At 69.9% G+C, this 12,807-nt stretch carries 13 protein-coding genes and 2 tRNA genes; 13 read left to right on the top strand and 2 right to left on the bottom strand.

The features are described from left to right. The first annotated feature begins 13 nt into the window (after nucleotides 1-13). Both gyrA and ACWIDW_RS04710 read left to right on the top strand, forming a co-directional pair. Entirely contained in the window at nucleotides 14-2,572 is a 2,559-nt protein-coding gene (gene gyrA, locus ACWIDW_RS04715; protein WP_454123377.1) for a DNA gyrase subunit A, read from the top strand. A 20-nt stretch (nucleotides 2,573-2,592) separates the two neighbouring features. Then, a complete protein-coding gene (locus tag ACWIDW_RS04710; protein WP_101188886.1) occupies nucleotides 2,593-2,997 on the top strand; it encodes a DUF3566 domain-containing protein in 405 nt (134 codons plus the stop codon). 68 nt (nucleotides 2,998-3,065) lie between these two features. Here ACWIDW_RS04710 and ACWIDW_RS04705 read toward each other — a convergent pair whose 3' ends face one another. Continuing rightward, nucleotides 3,066-3,788: a VIT1/CCC1 transporter family protein gene (locus ACWIDW_RS04705; RefSeq protein ID WP_454123375.1), complete on the bottom strand. Its 723-nt coding sequence runs from the start codon at nucleotides 3,786-3,788 to the stop codon at nucleotides 3,066-3,068. Nucleotides 3,789-3,896: 108 nt separating this feature from the next. On the opposite strand from ACWIDW_RS04705, the gene ACWIDW_RS04700 reads away from it, so the two are divergent. The 4 genes from ACWIDW_RS04700 (at nucleotide 3,897) to ACWIDW_RS04685 (ending at nucleotide 6,901) form a co-directional block, all read left to right on the top strand. After that, nucleotides 3,897-5,258 carry a histidine kinase gene (locus tag ACWIDW_RS04700; protein ID WP_454123373.1) on the top strand — a complete coding sequence of 454 codons (1,362 nt, stop codon included), beginning with the start codon at nucleotides 3,897-3,899 and terminating at the stop codon, nucleotides 5,256-5,258. Continuing rightward, nucleotides 5,246-5,947: a LuxR C-terminal-related transcriptional regulator gene (locus tag ACWIDW_RS04695; protein ID WP_454123371.1), complete on the top strand. Its 702-nt coding sequence runs from the start codon at nucleotides 5,246-5,248 to the stop codon at nucleotides 5,945-5,947. The genes ACWIDW_RS04700 and ACWIDW_RS04695 overlap by 13 nt, the downstream gene beginning before the upstream one ends. Next, nucleotides 5,944-6,747, top strand: coding sequence for a hypothetical protein (locus tag ACWIDW_RS04690; RefSeq protein WP_454123369.1), 804 nt, complete (start codon nucleotides 5,944-5,946; stop codon nucleotides 6,745-6,747). Before ACWIDW_RS04695 ends, ACWIDW_RS04690 begins: the two co-directional genes overlap by 4 nt. Before the next feature lie 80 nt (nucleotides 6,748-6,827). Further along, a tRNA-Ile gene (locus ACWIDW_RS04685) sits at nucleotides 6,828-6,901 on the top strand. 47 nt (nucleotides 6,902-6,948) lie between these two features. Here ACWIDW_RS04685 and ACWIDW_RS04680 read toward each other — a convergent pair. Continuing rightward, nucleotides 6,949-7,428, bottom strand: coding sequence for a DUF3253 domain-containing protein (locus ACWIDW_RS04680; protein ID WP_454123367.1), 480 nt, complete (start codon nucleotides 7,426-7,428; stop codon nucleotides 6,949-6,951). Nucleotides 7,429-7,586: 158 nt separating this feature from the next. Between ACWIDW_RS04680 and ACWIDW_RS04675 the strand changes: the two genes are divergently transcribed. The 7 genes from ACWIDW_RS04675 (at nucleotide 7,587) to ACWIDW_RS04645 (ending at nucleotide 12,785) form a co-directional block, all read left to right on the top strand. Then, a tRNA-Ala gene (locus ACWIDW_RS04675) sits at nucleotides 7,587-7,659 on the top strand. Between the two features lie 91 nt (nucleotides 7,660-7,750). Beyond that, entirely contained in the window at nucleotides 7,751-8,881 is a 1,131-nt protein-coding gene (locus ACWIDW_RS04670) for an aminotransferase class V-fold PLP-dependent enzyme (RefSeq protein ID WP_454123366.1), read from the top strand. A 126-nt stretch (nucleotides 8,882-9,007) separates the two neighbouring features. Further along, nucleotides 9,008-9,928 carry a helix-turn-helix transcriptional regulator gene (locus tag ACWIDW_RS04665; RefSeq protein WP_454123364.1) on the top strand — a complete coding sequence of 307 codons (921 nt, stop codon included), beginning with the start codon at nucleotides 9,008-9,010 and terminating at the stop codon, nucleotides 9,926-9,928. 101 nt (nucleotides 9,929-10,029) lie between these two features. Then, a complete protein-coding gene (locus ACWIDW_RS04660) occupies nucleotides 10,030-10,341 on the top strand; it encodes a DUF7882 family protein (RefSeq protein WP_452321773.1) in 312 nt (103 codons plus the stop codon). 35 nt (nucleotides 10,342-10,376) lie between these two features. After that, the gene (locus ACWIDW_RS04655) at nucleotides 10,377-10,820 is read left to right on the top strand and encodes an NUDIX hydrolase (protein ID WP_452321772.1); all 444 of its coding nucleotides are present in this window, start codon (nucleotides 10,377-10,379) and stop codon (nucleotides 10,818-10,820) included. Between the two features lie 118 nt (nucleotides 10,821-10,938). Beyond that, the gene (locus ACWIDW_RS04650; protein WP_454123361.1) at nucleotides 10,939-11,760 is read left to right on the top strand and encodes a CDP-alcohol phosphatidyltransferase family protein; all 822 of its coding nucleotides are present in this window, start codon (nucleotides 10,939-10,941) and stop codon (nucleotides 11,758-11,760) included. Continuing rightward, nucleotides 11,757-12,785 carry a lysylphosphatidylglycerol synthase transmembrane domain-containing protein gene (locus ACWIDW_RS04645; RefSeq protein ID WP_454123360.1) on the top strand — a complete coding sequence of 343 codons (1,029 nt, stop codon included), beginning with the start codon at nucleotides 11,757-11,759 and terminating at the stop codon, nucleotides 12,783-12,785. Before ACWIDW_RS04650 ends, ACWIDW_RS04645 begins: the two co-directional genes overlap by 4 nt. The last annotated feature ends 22 nt before the right edge of the window (nucleotides 12,786-12,807 follow it).

Here is a 12,807-nt window from a genome sequence, read left to right as displayed (position 1 = left end):
TCCAGGAAAGAACATGACTGACGAAGAACGCCCCGACATCACCGCGGGCCACGAGCACGGCCGCATCAACCAGGTCGACCTGCAGTCCGAGATGCAGCGGTCGTACCTCGACTACGCGATGGCGGTCATCGTCGGCCGCGCGCTGCCCGACGTGCGCGATGGTCTCAAGCCCGTGCACCGCCGGGTGCTGTACGGCATGTACGACGGCGGCTTCCGCCCCGACAAGTCGTTCTCGAAGTGCGCGCGCGTCGTCGGCGAGGTGATGGGCCAGTACCACCCGCACGGTGACACGGCGATCTACGACACCCTCGTGCGCCTCGTGCAGCCGTGGTCGCTGCGATACCCGCTCGCGCTCGGCCAGGGCAACTTCGGCTCCCCCGGCAACATGGGCGCCGCCGCCCCGCGATACACCGAGACGAAGATGGCCCCGCTCGCGCTCGAGATGGTGCGCGACATCGAAGAGGACACCGTCGACTTCTCGCCGAACTACGACGGGCAGACGCAGGAGCCCGACGTGCTGCCGGCGCGGTTCCCGAACCTGCTCGTCAACGGGTCGATCGGCATCGCGGTCGGCATGGCCACCAACATCCCGCCGCACAACCTGCGCGAGGTGTCGGCCGCGGCGCTGTGGGCGCTCGAGAACCCGCACCTCCCCCGCGAGGAGCTGCTCGAGGGTCTCATCCAGCGGGTTCCGGGCCCCGACTTCCCGACCGGTGCGCAGATCCTCGGCACCAAGGGCATCCACGAGGCGTACCGCACCGGCCGCGGCTCGATCACGATGCGCGCGATCGTCGAGGTCGAGGAGATCCAGGGCCGCACGTGCCTGGTGATCACCGAGCTGCCGTACCAGGTGAACCCCGACAACCTCGCGGTGAAGATCGGCGACCTGGCCCGTGACGGCAAGATCACCGGCATCGCCGACATCCGCGACGAGTCCTCCGACCGCACCGGTCAGCGTCTCGTCGTCGTGCTCAAGCGCGACGCGGTGGCGAAGGTCGTGCTGAACAACCTGTACAAGCACACCCAGCTGCAGGAGAACTTCGGCGCGAACATGCTGGCGATCGTCGACGGCGTGCCCCGCACGCTCGGCATCGACGGATTCATCACGCACTGGCTCGATCACCAGCTGGACGTCATCGTGCGGCGCACCGGCTACCGGCTGCGCAAGGCGCAGGCGCGCATGCACATCCTGCAGGGATACCTGAAGGCGCTCGACGCGCTCGACGAGGTCATCGCCCTGATCCGCCGCTCGCCGACCGTCGACGAGGCGCGCGAGGGTCTGAAGACGCTGCTCGACATCGACGACGACCAGGCCGAGGCCATCCTGCAGATGCAGCTGCGCCGCCTCGCGGCACTCGAGCGGCAGAAGATCATCGACGAGGCCACCGAGCTCGAGCTGAAGATCGCCGACTACAAGGAGATCATCGCCACCGAGGCGCGTCAGCGCGACATCGTGCGCACCGAGCTCACCGAGATCGTCGACCGGTTCGGCGATGAGCGTCGCACGCACATCCTGCACGGCTTCGACGGCGACATGTCGATGGAGGACCTCATCCCCGTCGAGGAGATGGTCGTCACCGTCACCCGCGAGGGGTACATCAAGCGCACCCGCAGCGACAACTACCGCTCGCAGCACCGCGGCGGCAAGGGAGTCAAGGGCGCGCAGCTGCGCGCCGACGACCTCGTCGAGCACTTCTTCGTGACCACCACGCACCACTGGCTGCTCTTCTTCACCGACAAGGGACGCGTCTACCGCACCAAGACGTACGAGGTTCCCGAGGCGGGGCGCGATGCGAAGGGCCAGCACGTGGCCAACCTGCTCGCCCTGCAGCCCGACGAGAAGATCGCCCAGGTGCTCGCCATCAGCGATTACGAGGCGAAGGACTACCTGGTGCTCGCCACCCGCAGCGGGCTGGTGAAGAAGACCCGCCTCGGCGACTACGACACCAATCGACAGGGCGGGGTCATCGCCATCCGTCTGCGCGAGACCGACGAGCTGGTCAGCGCGAAGCTGGTCAACTCCGACGAGGACATCCTGCTCATCAGCGCGAAGGGCATGTCGGTGCGCTTCCACGCGACCGACGAGGCGCTGCGTCCGATGGGCCGCGCCACCGAGGGCGTGCGCGGGATGAAGTTCAAGGACGACGAGGACTGCCTGCTCTCGGCATCCGTCGTGCACGACGACTCGTTCGTCTTCACCGTCACCGACGGCGGGTACGCGAAGCGCACGACGGTCGCCGAATACAAGGTGCAGAAGCGCGGCGGAACAGGCATCAAGGTCGCCAAGCTGAGCGACGAACGGGGCGTTCTCGCGGGTGGTCTCATCGTCTCCGAAGACGACGAGGTCTTGGTGGTTCTCTCCAGCGGCAAGGTGGTACGCTCTGCCGTGGCCGAGGTGCCGGCGAAGGGTCGGGACACGATGGGAGTCGTGTTCGCCCGCATGTCCGGTGATGACCGCATCCTCGCCGTCGCCCGCAACAGCGAGCGCGGCATCGAGGAGGATGACGAGTCTCTCGGCGAGATCGAGGTCTCCGAGCCCGCCACGCCACCCGCTGACACCCCCGAAGCCTGATCCGAAGAGAGCACCGATAGATGAGTACAGTCGCTGACAAGCTGGCGAAGAAGTCCACGCGCAAGACCGGGGGCAAGCAGGTGCGCCTGCGCCTGGTCTACGTCGACTTCTGGTCGGCTGTGAAGCTGTCGTTCCTCGGAGCGGTGGCGCTGGCGATCGTCACGATGGTGTCGTTCTTCCTGGTGTACCTCGTGCTGCAGGCGACGAACGTCATCGCGCAGGTCGGCAAGATCCTCGACACGCTCACCGACGGAGCCATCGACCTGTCGAGCCTGATCGGGCTGCCGCAGATCATGGCCTTCGGCGCGGTCGTCTCGATCCTGAACCTCATCGTGTTCACCGTGCTCGGCGCGGTCATCGCCGGAATCTACAACCTGGCGGTGAAGGTGACCGGCGGGCTGCTCGTCGGATTCATGTCGAACTGATCTCTCTGCACGAAGACCCCCGGCCGTCGTGGCCGGGGGTCTTCGCGCGTTTCGGGCGTTCCGGGCGATCACACCACGCCGGTGGTGCCGAGCAGGGTGCCGATCAGCCAGGTGACGAGCAGGGCGATCGCGCCGCCGACGACGAGCCGCAGCGATGCCAGCCCCGCTGACGCACCGCCCACCCGTGCCGAGATCACGCCGGTGGCTGCCAGGGCGAGCAGCACCGCGGCGAAGGTGACGGGCACCCGCCATCCGGGCGGGGGCAGCAGGATGGCCAGCAGGGGCAGAAGTGCGCCGATCGTGAACGAGATCGCCGACGACAGCGCCGCGTGCCACGGGTTCACCAGGTCGTGCTGATCGATGCCGAGTTCGACCTCGAGGTGCGCCGCGAGCGCGTCGTGCTCGGTGAGCTCGATCGCCACCTGCTGAGCGGTCTCGTCACTGAGCCCGCGCTGCCGGTACAGGTCGGCGAGCTCGGCCAGCTCCTGCGACGGCATGGTGCGCAGCTCTTCGCGCTCCTTCTCGATCAGCGCGCGCTCGGTGTCGCGCTGACTGCTGACCGAGACGTACTCCCCCAGCGCCATCGAGATCGCCCCGCCCACCAGGCCGGCGAGGCCGGCGACGAGCAGTGCCGCGTTGTCGGTGGTCGCGCCCGCGACGCCGACGACGAGCGACGCGACCGAGACGATCCCGTCGTTCGCGCCGAGCACCCCGGCGCGCAGCCAGTTCAGGCGCTGCCCCGTTCCGCTCGAGTGCGGCTCGTCGTCGTGCGTTGCGTCCGATGCGCTCATGCAGCCAGTGAACCACGTCGCGTGCGGGGCGGCGGGTAGGGAAAACCCGAATGCGGATGTCTGGCTGGCTCCGTGTCGGGATGCGCGGGGGAACCGTAGCTTTGAGTCATGACCATGAACCCGACTCCCCCGGCACCGCGCCCCTCCGGGGCCGCGCACATCGCGCCGCCCCCGGCGCCCGCCCCGCCGGCGCCCGCACCCGCGGCGACTCGGTCGAACGCGGATGCCGCACGGCCGCCGCTGCGCATCGTCCTCACCATCCTCCAGCTCGCCGCGCTCGGGGCTGTCGGCTCGGCGGCGCTCGCCGCACTGAGTGCGGTGCTCGGCGTCGGGCTCGCACTGCTGCTCGTCTTCGGCATCGGCCTGCTCTTCCTCATCGGCGTCGTCTACGCGATCTACGGTGTCGCGTGGTTCGAGGTGCGGCGGGTGGGAAGCCTGTACGGCGTCGACCTTCCCGACCTGCGCTGGCGAGAGCGCACCCGGCCCGGCTTCGGCGGATGGCTGCGAAATCTCGCGCGACAGTCGGTCGACGGGCGCATGTGGCGCACGATGCTCAACTTCGTGCTCGCGTGCATCCTCGGCACGGTCGTGCTGCGGCTGTTCTGGGGCGTGATCTGGTCGGTCTTCTTCGCATTCGCGCCGCTGTCGTCCGAGGGCAGCATCGCCGGACCCTTCGGCAGCTATCTCGCCGTCGAGTGGGCGCCGCTGATCGGCATCGTCGGCGTGATCGTCGGCGTAGCCGGGATGATCGGCCTCGCACTGCTGCATCGCGTGCTGAGCCGCGCACTCGTCATCCCCAGTCGCGAGGCCGAGCTCACCGCTCAGGTGCGCACGACCACCGCCCAGCGCGCCGGAGCGGTGCGCGCAGCCGAGCTCGAGCGCACCCGCATCGAGCGCGACCTGCACGACGGCGTCCAGCCCCGGCTGGTGTCGGTCGGGATGACGCTGGGCCTCGCCCAGCAGAAGATCGACGCCGATCCGGCGGCCGCGAAGGCGCTGATCGACGAGGCGCACACCTCGACGAAGGCCGCGATCACCGAACTCAGGCAGTTGGCCCGCGGCATCCACACCTCCGTGCTCGACGACCGTGGCCTCGACGCCGCCCTGTCGGCCCTGGCCGGCCGATCGCACATCCCGGTGCAGCTCGACGTGCGCATCGATCCCTCGGCGACGGGAGCCGGCGCGTCCTGCCGCGACGCGGAAGCGGCGGTCTACTTCGCGATCGCCGAGTCGCTGACCAACGCGGCCAAGCACTCCCGCGCCAGCGAATGCCGCGTCGTCGTGCGCAGCCGCGACGGCGGGCTGTGGGCCCGCGTCGAGGACAACGGCATGGGCGGCGCGCAGGTGCAGCCGGGCGGCGGCCTCGACGGGATCACCAACCGGGTGATCGCCGCGGGCGGCACGTTCCGCCTGGACAGCCCCGCGGGCGGTCCGACCAGCCTGGAGGTGAGCGTGCCATGCGCATCCTGATCTGCGAGGACTCGGTTCTGCTGCGCGAAGGACTCGTCCGCCTCCTCGACGACGCCGGTCACGAGGTCGTCGCGGCGCTGCCCGACACGACCGGCCTGATGGATGCCATCACCGAATCCGCCCCCGACCTGGCGATCCTCGATGTGCGACTGCCACCCACGTTCACCGATGAGGGCATCCGCGCGGCGCTCGCCATCCGGGCGGCGCTTCCCGCGCTCGCCATCCTCGTGCTCTCGCAGTACGTCGAGGAGCGCTACGCCAGCGACCTCATCGCCGCCCAGACGGGACAGACGCAGGGTGGCGCTCTCGGCTACCTGCTCAAGGACCGGGTGGCCGACGTCGCCGAGTTCGTCGAGTCGGTCGAGCGCATCGCGGCCGGCGGCACGGTGCTCGATCCCGAGGTGGTCGCGCAGCTGCTCACCCGGCGCAACCGCGACGAGCGGATGCTGCGACTGACCGAGCGCGAGCGCACGGTTCTCGCGCTGATCGCCGAGGGCAAGTCGAACAGTGCGATCGCCGGGATGCTGTTCCTCAGCGAGGCCAGCGTCGAGAAGCACATCACCGCGATCTTCCAGAAGCTCGGGTTGGAGCGCGAAGACGGTAACCGGCGGGTGCTGGCCGCACTCGCTCACATCGAGAATCACGGCTCGGCCGACGCCGGCCGCACGGAACAGGGAGGGCTGCGATGAGCGGCACGAAGAAGAGCATCGGCGCGATCACCGTGGTGATCGCCGCAGTCGGCGGGGTGGTGATGCTCGGCTCCGCGGCATCCGCAGCCGTCACCGGACTGCAGCAGATCGGCCCGCAGTCGGGTCAGCTGACAGCAGACGTCGAGGGCGTGAACTCGATCGACGTCGAAGTGGGCGGGGCGAGCATGCGCGTCCTGTTCGACGACGTCGACGACGCCGAGCTGCGGGTCGAAGGCGCCTCCACCGGCGGGTGGCTGATGCGTGCCGACGACGGCCGGCTGAAGGTCCGCGGGCCCGACCGGGGCTTCGACTGGTGGAGTCCGGACTGGCTGCGAGGCGACCAGCAGGCGACCCTCGTGCTGCCGCTCGCTCTGGAGGGAGTGGATGCCGAGCTCACCCTGCACGCCGGCCGGCTCGACGTCGCGGGTGAGTTCGCCGATCTGGGAGTCGATGTGAACGCCGGATCGCTCGCGCTGGCCGGGGATGCTCGCGCGCTCGACATCGAGCTGAACGCCGGGCGCGCCGATGTCGAGCTGCGAGGCGTCGAGCAGGCGCAGTACCGGATCAGCGCGGGTCGCGTGGTGTCGACCCTCACGAGCGTGCCCGACAGTGTCGACTTCACAGTGTCGGCCGGAGCGCTCGACCTCACGCTGCCCGACGAGGAGTACGACCTGCGCCGCGAGGTGAGTGCAGGATCCCTGGACAGCAGCCTCGATCAGAGCAGCTCCAGCCGGCATCGGATCACGGGGAGCGTCTCCGCCGGATCCGCGACGCTGCGTCCCGGCGGCACCGCGGAATGAGTCGAAACGCCCGGCCTGTGCGCAGGCCGGGCTCGATTCGCTTTTCGGCAGGATCATCCGGTAAAGTCTTGGAGGTTGACGGGGCTATAGCTCAGGCGGTTAGAGCGCTTCACTGATAATGAAGAGGTCCCAGGTTCAAGTCCTGGTAGCCCCACTCAAGACGACGAAGAAGGCCCCGCTCCGGCGGGGCCTTCTTCGTCGTCACAGCTCGGGGCCGCGCACGATGCGCACCGGTCCGCGGGAATCGCCGATCTGCACCGGCTCGCCCTTCTGCGTCACGATCACCTGCCGTTCGTCCGCCAGCCGAGCGGTGACGCGCCGCACGTCGTCCATGATCGACCGCCACGACTGCGCGCCGACCGTGCGAGCGACATCACTCGGGCAGATCGACGACGCGTGGCGCTTGCGCACGAGGGCGCGCACGGCCGCGGCGATCCGCTCGTCGAAGTCCGCGCCGGCGCGCTCGTCCCACCAGGGCGCTCCCCTCTCGCCGAGGGCGGTCTTCGCATCGTTCACCCGGCGTCGAGCGTCGCTCTCCCCCGCCTTCACGGCGCGTCGCGCCGACATGAGCTCGTCCACCAGCTCCTGACGGAACGAGTCGGGGATCGACGGGTCGGTCGCCCGCCACCGCCGCCCGTCGACGATGATGTGGTGACCGTCGGCCGTCATCTCCGGATCCATGTCACAAGCATCCGCCCGACGCGCGCTCACCGACAGGGACTTGACCTCGCTGCCTCGCTGCCGGCAGTTTCCCGACACGCGCGGATGCCCGGCCGCCGGCGGCGATTGCGACGGCGAACCCGGCGGCATGTATCATTGACGCGGTGCTCGCACCGTGAGGGGCCTTAGCTCAGTTGGTAGAGCGCTTGCTTTGCAAGCAAGATGTCAGGAGTTCGAATCTCCTAGGCTCCACAAGAGAAGAAAGCCCCGGCATTGCCGGGGCTTTCTTCCGCTTCACGGAAGCGCTGTTCTCTTCATCCGCAGACAGTGCCAGGGTGGACGCATGACTCTGCCGCACGCTGACATCGATCCGGACGGACTTCTCGAGTACTCGGTGGTGTTCACCGATCGGTCGCTGAACCACATGTCGACGCGCTTCATCGGCATCATGCAGCAGACCATCGACATCCTCTGCGAGGCGTACCGCGCCGACAGCGCCGCACTCGTCAACGGCGGCGGCAGCTTCGCGATGGAATCCGTCGCCCGCCACCTCGCCACGGGCAGGCGTGCCCTGATCGTGCGCAACGGCCTGTTCTCGTACCGCTGGTCGCAGATCCTCGAGATGGGCGGAATCGCCTCCGACGTCACCGTCTGCCTCGCCCGGCCCGACAGCGATGACGTGCAGGCGGCATGGAGCCCGGCGCCGATCGACGAGGTTGTCGCCGCCATCCGCGCGAAGCGCCCGGAGGTGGTCTTCGCGCCGCACGTCGAGACGGCCGCCGGCATCATCCTGACCGACGACTACGTCCGCGCGCTCGCCGACGCGGTGCACGAGGGCGGCGGCGTGCTCGTGCTCGACTGCATCGCCTCCGGTGCGATGTGGGTCGACATGCGCGCCCTCGGCGTCGACGTGCTCCTCTCCGCCCCGCAGAAGGGGTGGAGCGGGTCGCCGGGAGTCGGGTACGTGATGCTCAGCGGGAAGGGCAGGGATGCCGTGGCATCCGGCACCGCGACCAGCTTCGCCCTCGACCTGAACCGCTGGCTCGGCATCTCCGACGGCTATCGGGACGGCTCAGCCGGATACCACTCGACCATGCCCACCGACACCATCGCGCGCAACCTGCGCCAGATGGTCGAGACCCGCGAGCGCGGCTTCGACACGCTGCGCGCCGCGCAGATCGACCTTGGCACGCGCGTGCGCGCGCTGCTGGCCGAGCACGGGATGCCGTCGGTCGCCGCACCGGAGTTCGCTGCGCCGACCGTGGTGGTCGTGCACACCGCCGATCCCGAGCTGCGAACCGGCGCGGCATTCCGGCAGCACGGAGTGCAGGTCGCGGCCGGCGTGCCCCTGCACTGCGACGAGCCGGAGGGCTTCTCAACGTTGCGGGTCGGGCTGTTCGGCCTCGACAAGCTCGGCGACGTGGATGCCGCCGTGGCCCGCCTCGAGCGAGCGCTCATCGATCTTCGCGTCTGAGCATCGACGGGCACGCCGGAACGCCGTCGTTCCGCGGGCGGGCGACCCCTCGGTTTATTCTGAAGGGTGCGCCATGCCCATCGTCGACGGTACGCACAGGAGGAGTCTGTGGCGGAGATTCTGCGAGTGGAATCAGACGACAGCGCCGATGTCGCGGAGATCTGGAAGACCTTCGTGCCCTCGGCGTCCCTGCTGCACATCGACCCGGCCGAGTTCGCATTCCGGTGGCGGTCGGCGACGCTGAGCGACGTCGCGATCGTGCGGTACTCGCTCACCGCCGAGGTGCACTCCCGCGTGCAACCCGAGGATCAGCTCTTCGCATGCCGGCTGGTGGCCGCCGACAGCGAGCTGCGCACGCGGCGGTCGATCATCGAACCGGGGATGCCGTGGGCGACCGACAGCGCCCAGGTCGAAGCCGAATGGACGGGCACGGCCGAGGTGTCCGCCCTCATCCTCGATCGCGTGCGCGCGCAGGAGCTCGCGCGCCGGATCACCGGAGACGAGCTGCTCTCGCTGCGGCTGACGTCGGTGCATCCGCGGTCGGATCCCGCGGCGCGTCAGTGGATCCGCGCATTCGACTACCTGCTCACCTCGGCGATGTCGCTCGACGGTGTCGACGACGAGCTGATCGAGGCGGGTCTCACCCGTCATGCTCTGACGAGCATCCTGAGCTGCTTCCCCTCGACCTTCTCGTCGGCGATCACCCGCGACGGCGGCGGTCACGGCGCGGCCACCGTGCGCCGGGCACTGACCTACATCGACGAGAACGCCCACCGGCCGATCACCGTCGATGACGTCGCCGAGGCCGTGCACATCTCGACCCGCGGGCTGCAGTACGCGTTCCGCCGCAGTCTTGACACCACTCCGACCGAGTATCTGCGCCGGGTGCGTCTGGACGGCGCGCATCGCGACCTGCGCAACGGCGGCACCGACGAGTCGGTGTCGCAGATCGCGCGGCGCTGGGGCTTCGCCAACGGATCGCGGTTCAACGCGCTGTACCGGCAGACGTACGGTCGCACGGCCAAGGAGACGCTGCGCGGGGATTGAGTGCGCGAACCGTTCAGAGAACGAACAGCGGTTGCGCGTTGCGTTGCGCGGCGGACCCCGAGGATGCACGGGGTGGCGGGGCGCTCGTACGGTGAGGACAAATGGGACTCATCTACTACGGCAACTCACCCGATCCGATCGAGGTGGACGATCGCACGCTCGCCCACATCAAGGTCGTGATCGCGCTGAAGCTGCGCCGAAACGAGAGCTTCACGCTGTCGTGGCGGCATCCTGACGGATCCGGACGATCGACGCTGTGGCTGCACCCCTCGATCCCGCTGCGTTTCAGCTTCGACGAGCCCGTGGCTCCCGAGCTCAGCCAGCAGTGGCTCAGAGAGCTGTCGACCTCCGCGAACACGAGCGGTGGCATCCTGCTCACCGAAGAGCACATCGAGCCCGTCGAGACCGTCTGACCGGAAGTCGGCCGCACCGCGACTACTGTGAGTGCATGGACCTGCGCGTCGCCGCCTACGGGATCGTCACAGACGACGACGGGCACGTGCTGCTGGCCCGGTGGGTCGAGGGGCGTCGCATGGCGTGGACCCTTCCCGGCGGCGGACTCGAGGAGGGGGAGGATCCCGAGCTCGCCGTGCGCCGTGAGCTGCGCGAGGAGACGGGCTTCCGAATCGAGACGACGGCGCTGCTGGGCATCCACTCGCGGGTGATCCCGGCGTCGCGACGCGTGCGCCGCGACGAGAAGAAGCTGCCGCTGCACACGCTGCGGATCGTCTATCGTGCCGAGATCACGGGCGGAGAGCTGCAGTTCGAGAAGAACGGATCCACCGACAAGGCGGCGTGGTTCACCCTCGACGAGGTGGCCGAGCTGCAGCGGGTGAAGCTCGTCGACATCGGCCTGCGAATGGCCGGCCTGCTGCCGACCGCTGCCGGCTGAGCGCTGCGATTCCCGGGCGCCGGGCCGTCGGCCGCGGCGCCTCGCCGACCGTGGGCGACGCGCCATCCGGCGGGGCGAGACGGGCCGGCATACCGTCGTGCGCTGATATCGTGCGAGCATGGCTGCCGCACCCGCAGGGATGCTCGGCCGCTGGCCGGTGTCAGACGGTCGCGGGCAGGGCAGGGCCGACCGCGGTCCCGCTGAGGACGACGGAAGCCGCGCCCGAGATCCTCGCCGGATCCCTCCCGTCGGCCGCTTCCTGGCGGTCGCCGCGCTCACCGGGACGGGCATGCTGGCCGTCGCGGCATCGTTGGGCATTCCGGCGGCGAGGCTGGCCGTGGCGGGCACATCGTTCGCCGCCGCCACTGCGCTGTTCGCTGTGCTGCTGTCGCGCCGTCATCCGCATTCCCGCCTCGGCGCGGCGAACGTGGTCACTCTCGTGCGGATGGCCATCGTCGCGCTGCTGCTGGGTGTGCTCCCCGCGAGCGGCCCCCTCACCGACGCGGTCGTCGTGCTGACGGTAAGCGCCGGCACGCTCGCGCTGGCCCTCGACGGCCTCGACGGCTTCCTGGCCCGCCGTCAGGGAACGGCGTCGCCGTTCGGGGCCTCCTTCGACATGGAGGTCGACGCGGCCTTCGGCCTGGTGCTCGCGCTGCTCGCCATGCACGGCCCGGCCGGTGCGCTCGCACTGCTGCTCGGCCTGCCGCGGTACCTGTTCGCGATCGCCGCCGTCGTCGCTCCCTGGCTCAACGGCCCACTCGACGAGCGGTACAGCCGCAAGGTGGTGTGCGTGGTGCAGCTGATCGCCCTGCTGACGCTGCAGCTGCCCTTCCTGCCCCCGACAGCGGCGGTCGCGCTGGTCGCGGTGACCGGACTGTCGCTGGCGTGGTCGTTCGGCGTCGACGTGCGCGCCCTCTGGAGACGCCGGGTGCCGTCGTGAGCACGACGGACGAACCTGTGACGCGGCACCACCGGGCGCGCCGCCGGCTGATGCGCGCCGTGCAGACCGCCGCCGCCCTCGTGCTGCTGCTGCTCGTCTGGCGCATCGCCGGAGGCGCGGACGCGCTCGACCTCGTCCGCGGCGCGCACGTCGGCTGGCTGGCGGCGGCGCTGATGCTGCTGATGGCGCTGACCGTTCTCGGCGCGCTGCGCTGGCGCCTGACCGCCGCGCCTCTGGGCATCCGGCTCGGCATCCGCCAGGCGATCGGCGAGTACTACCTGGCGCAGCTGGTTAACACCACCGTGCCCGGCGGCGTGCTCGGCGACGTCGGCCGCGCCGCACGCTCGCGCCACGACGCCGGAGCGGCCGCGGCGGCCGGAGCGGTCGTCGTGGAGCGGACGATCGGGCAGTTCGCCATGCTCGTCGTGCTCACCACCGGCTTCGTGGGCACGCTCGTCGTGCGCCCGTCGATCGACTGGCCTCGCCCCGTGCTGACCGCCCTCGCGGTGCTGCTTCCGCTGGCCTGGGGCACGACGCTCGCCGTGCTTCTCAGCCTGCGCGCGCAGCGGGCAGGCTCGGGCCGGGCGGCGCGCGCTGCGCAGGGTCTGCGCCGCAGTCTGCGCGCCGCGCCGTGGCAGCAGGTGATGCTCGGCGCGGCCACGGCGAGCTGCGTGCTCGGCGCGTTCGGCTGCTGCGCGCTCGCGATCGGTGCGCCGCTCAGCTTCGCTGCGGTCGTCTCCGTCGTGCCGCTGGTGCTGCTGGCCATGCTCATCCCCGTCTCGATCGCCGGCTGGGGGGTGCGCGAGGGCGCCGCCGTGGCGCTGCTGCCGATCGCGGGCATCAGCGCGTCGCAGTCCCTCGCGGTCAGCATCGCCTTCGGCCTGACATCCCTGCTCGCCGCGCTGCCGGGAATCGGCGCCGTGTGGGCACGACGGCGCCACTCGAACCGCGGTGACCTGACTCCCCCCGACGTGCACGGCCTGGACGACGTGCGTGCCGCACCGGCGTCGTCACCGAACCGATGACTCGCCTCGAACATCAGGAGAC

The sequence above is a fragment of the Microbacterium sp. NPDC055312 genome (assembly GCF_053645675.1).
Note: the sequence above shows the minus strand (reverse complement) of the source record. Positions and strands in the feature narration are given on the sequence as shown.

Excerpts from the sequence above, each read along its gene's own strand:
- gyrA (WP_454123377.1), top strand. The coding sequence starts at position 14 with ATGACTGACGAAGAACGCCCCGACATCACCGCGGGCCACGAGCACGGC.
- ACWIDW_RS04710 (WP_101188886.1), top strand. The coding sequence starts at position 2,593 with ATGAGTACAGTCGCTGACAAGCTGGCGAAGAAGTCCACGCGCAAGACC.
- ACWIDW_RS04705 (WP_454123375.1), bottom strand. The coding sequence starts at position 3,788 with ATGAGCGCATCGGACGCAACGCACGACGACGAGCCGCACTCGAGCGGA.
- ACWIDW_RS04700 (WP_454123373.1), top strand. The coding sequence starts at position 3,897 with ATGACCATGAACCCGACTCCCCCGGCACCGCGCCCCTCCGGGGCCGCG.
- ACWIDW_RS04695 (WP_454123371.1), top strand. The coding sequence starts at position 5,246 with ATGCGCATCCTGATCTGCGAGGACTCGGTTCTGCTGCGCGAAGGACTC.
- ACWIDW_RS04690 (WP_454123369.1), top strand. The coding sequence starts at position 5,944 with ATGAGCGGCACGAAGAAGAGCATCGGCGCGATCACCGTGGTGATCGCC.
- ACWIDW_RS04680 (WP_454123367.1), bottom strand. The coding sequence starts at position 7,428 with ATGGATCCGGAGATGACGGCCGACGGTCACCACATCATCGTCGACGGG.
- ACWIDW_RS04670 (WP_454123366.1), top strand. The coding sequence starts at position 7,751 with ATGACTCTGCCGCACGCTGACATCGATCCGGACGGACTTCTCGAGTAC.
- ACWIDW_RS04660 (WP_452321773.1), top strand. The coding sequence starts at position 10,030 with ATGGGACTCATCTACTACGGCAACTCACCCGATCCGATCGAGGTGGAC.
- ACWIDW_RS04655 (WP_452321772.1), top strand. The coding sequence starts at position 10,377 with ATGGACCTGCGCGTCGCCGCCTACGGGATCGTCACAGACGACGACGGG.
- ACWIDW_RS04650 (WP_454123361.1), top strand. The coding sequence starts at position 10,939 with ATGGCTGCCGCACCCGCAGGGATGCTCGGCCGCTGGCCGGTGTCAGAC.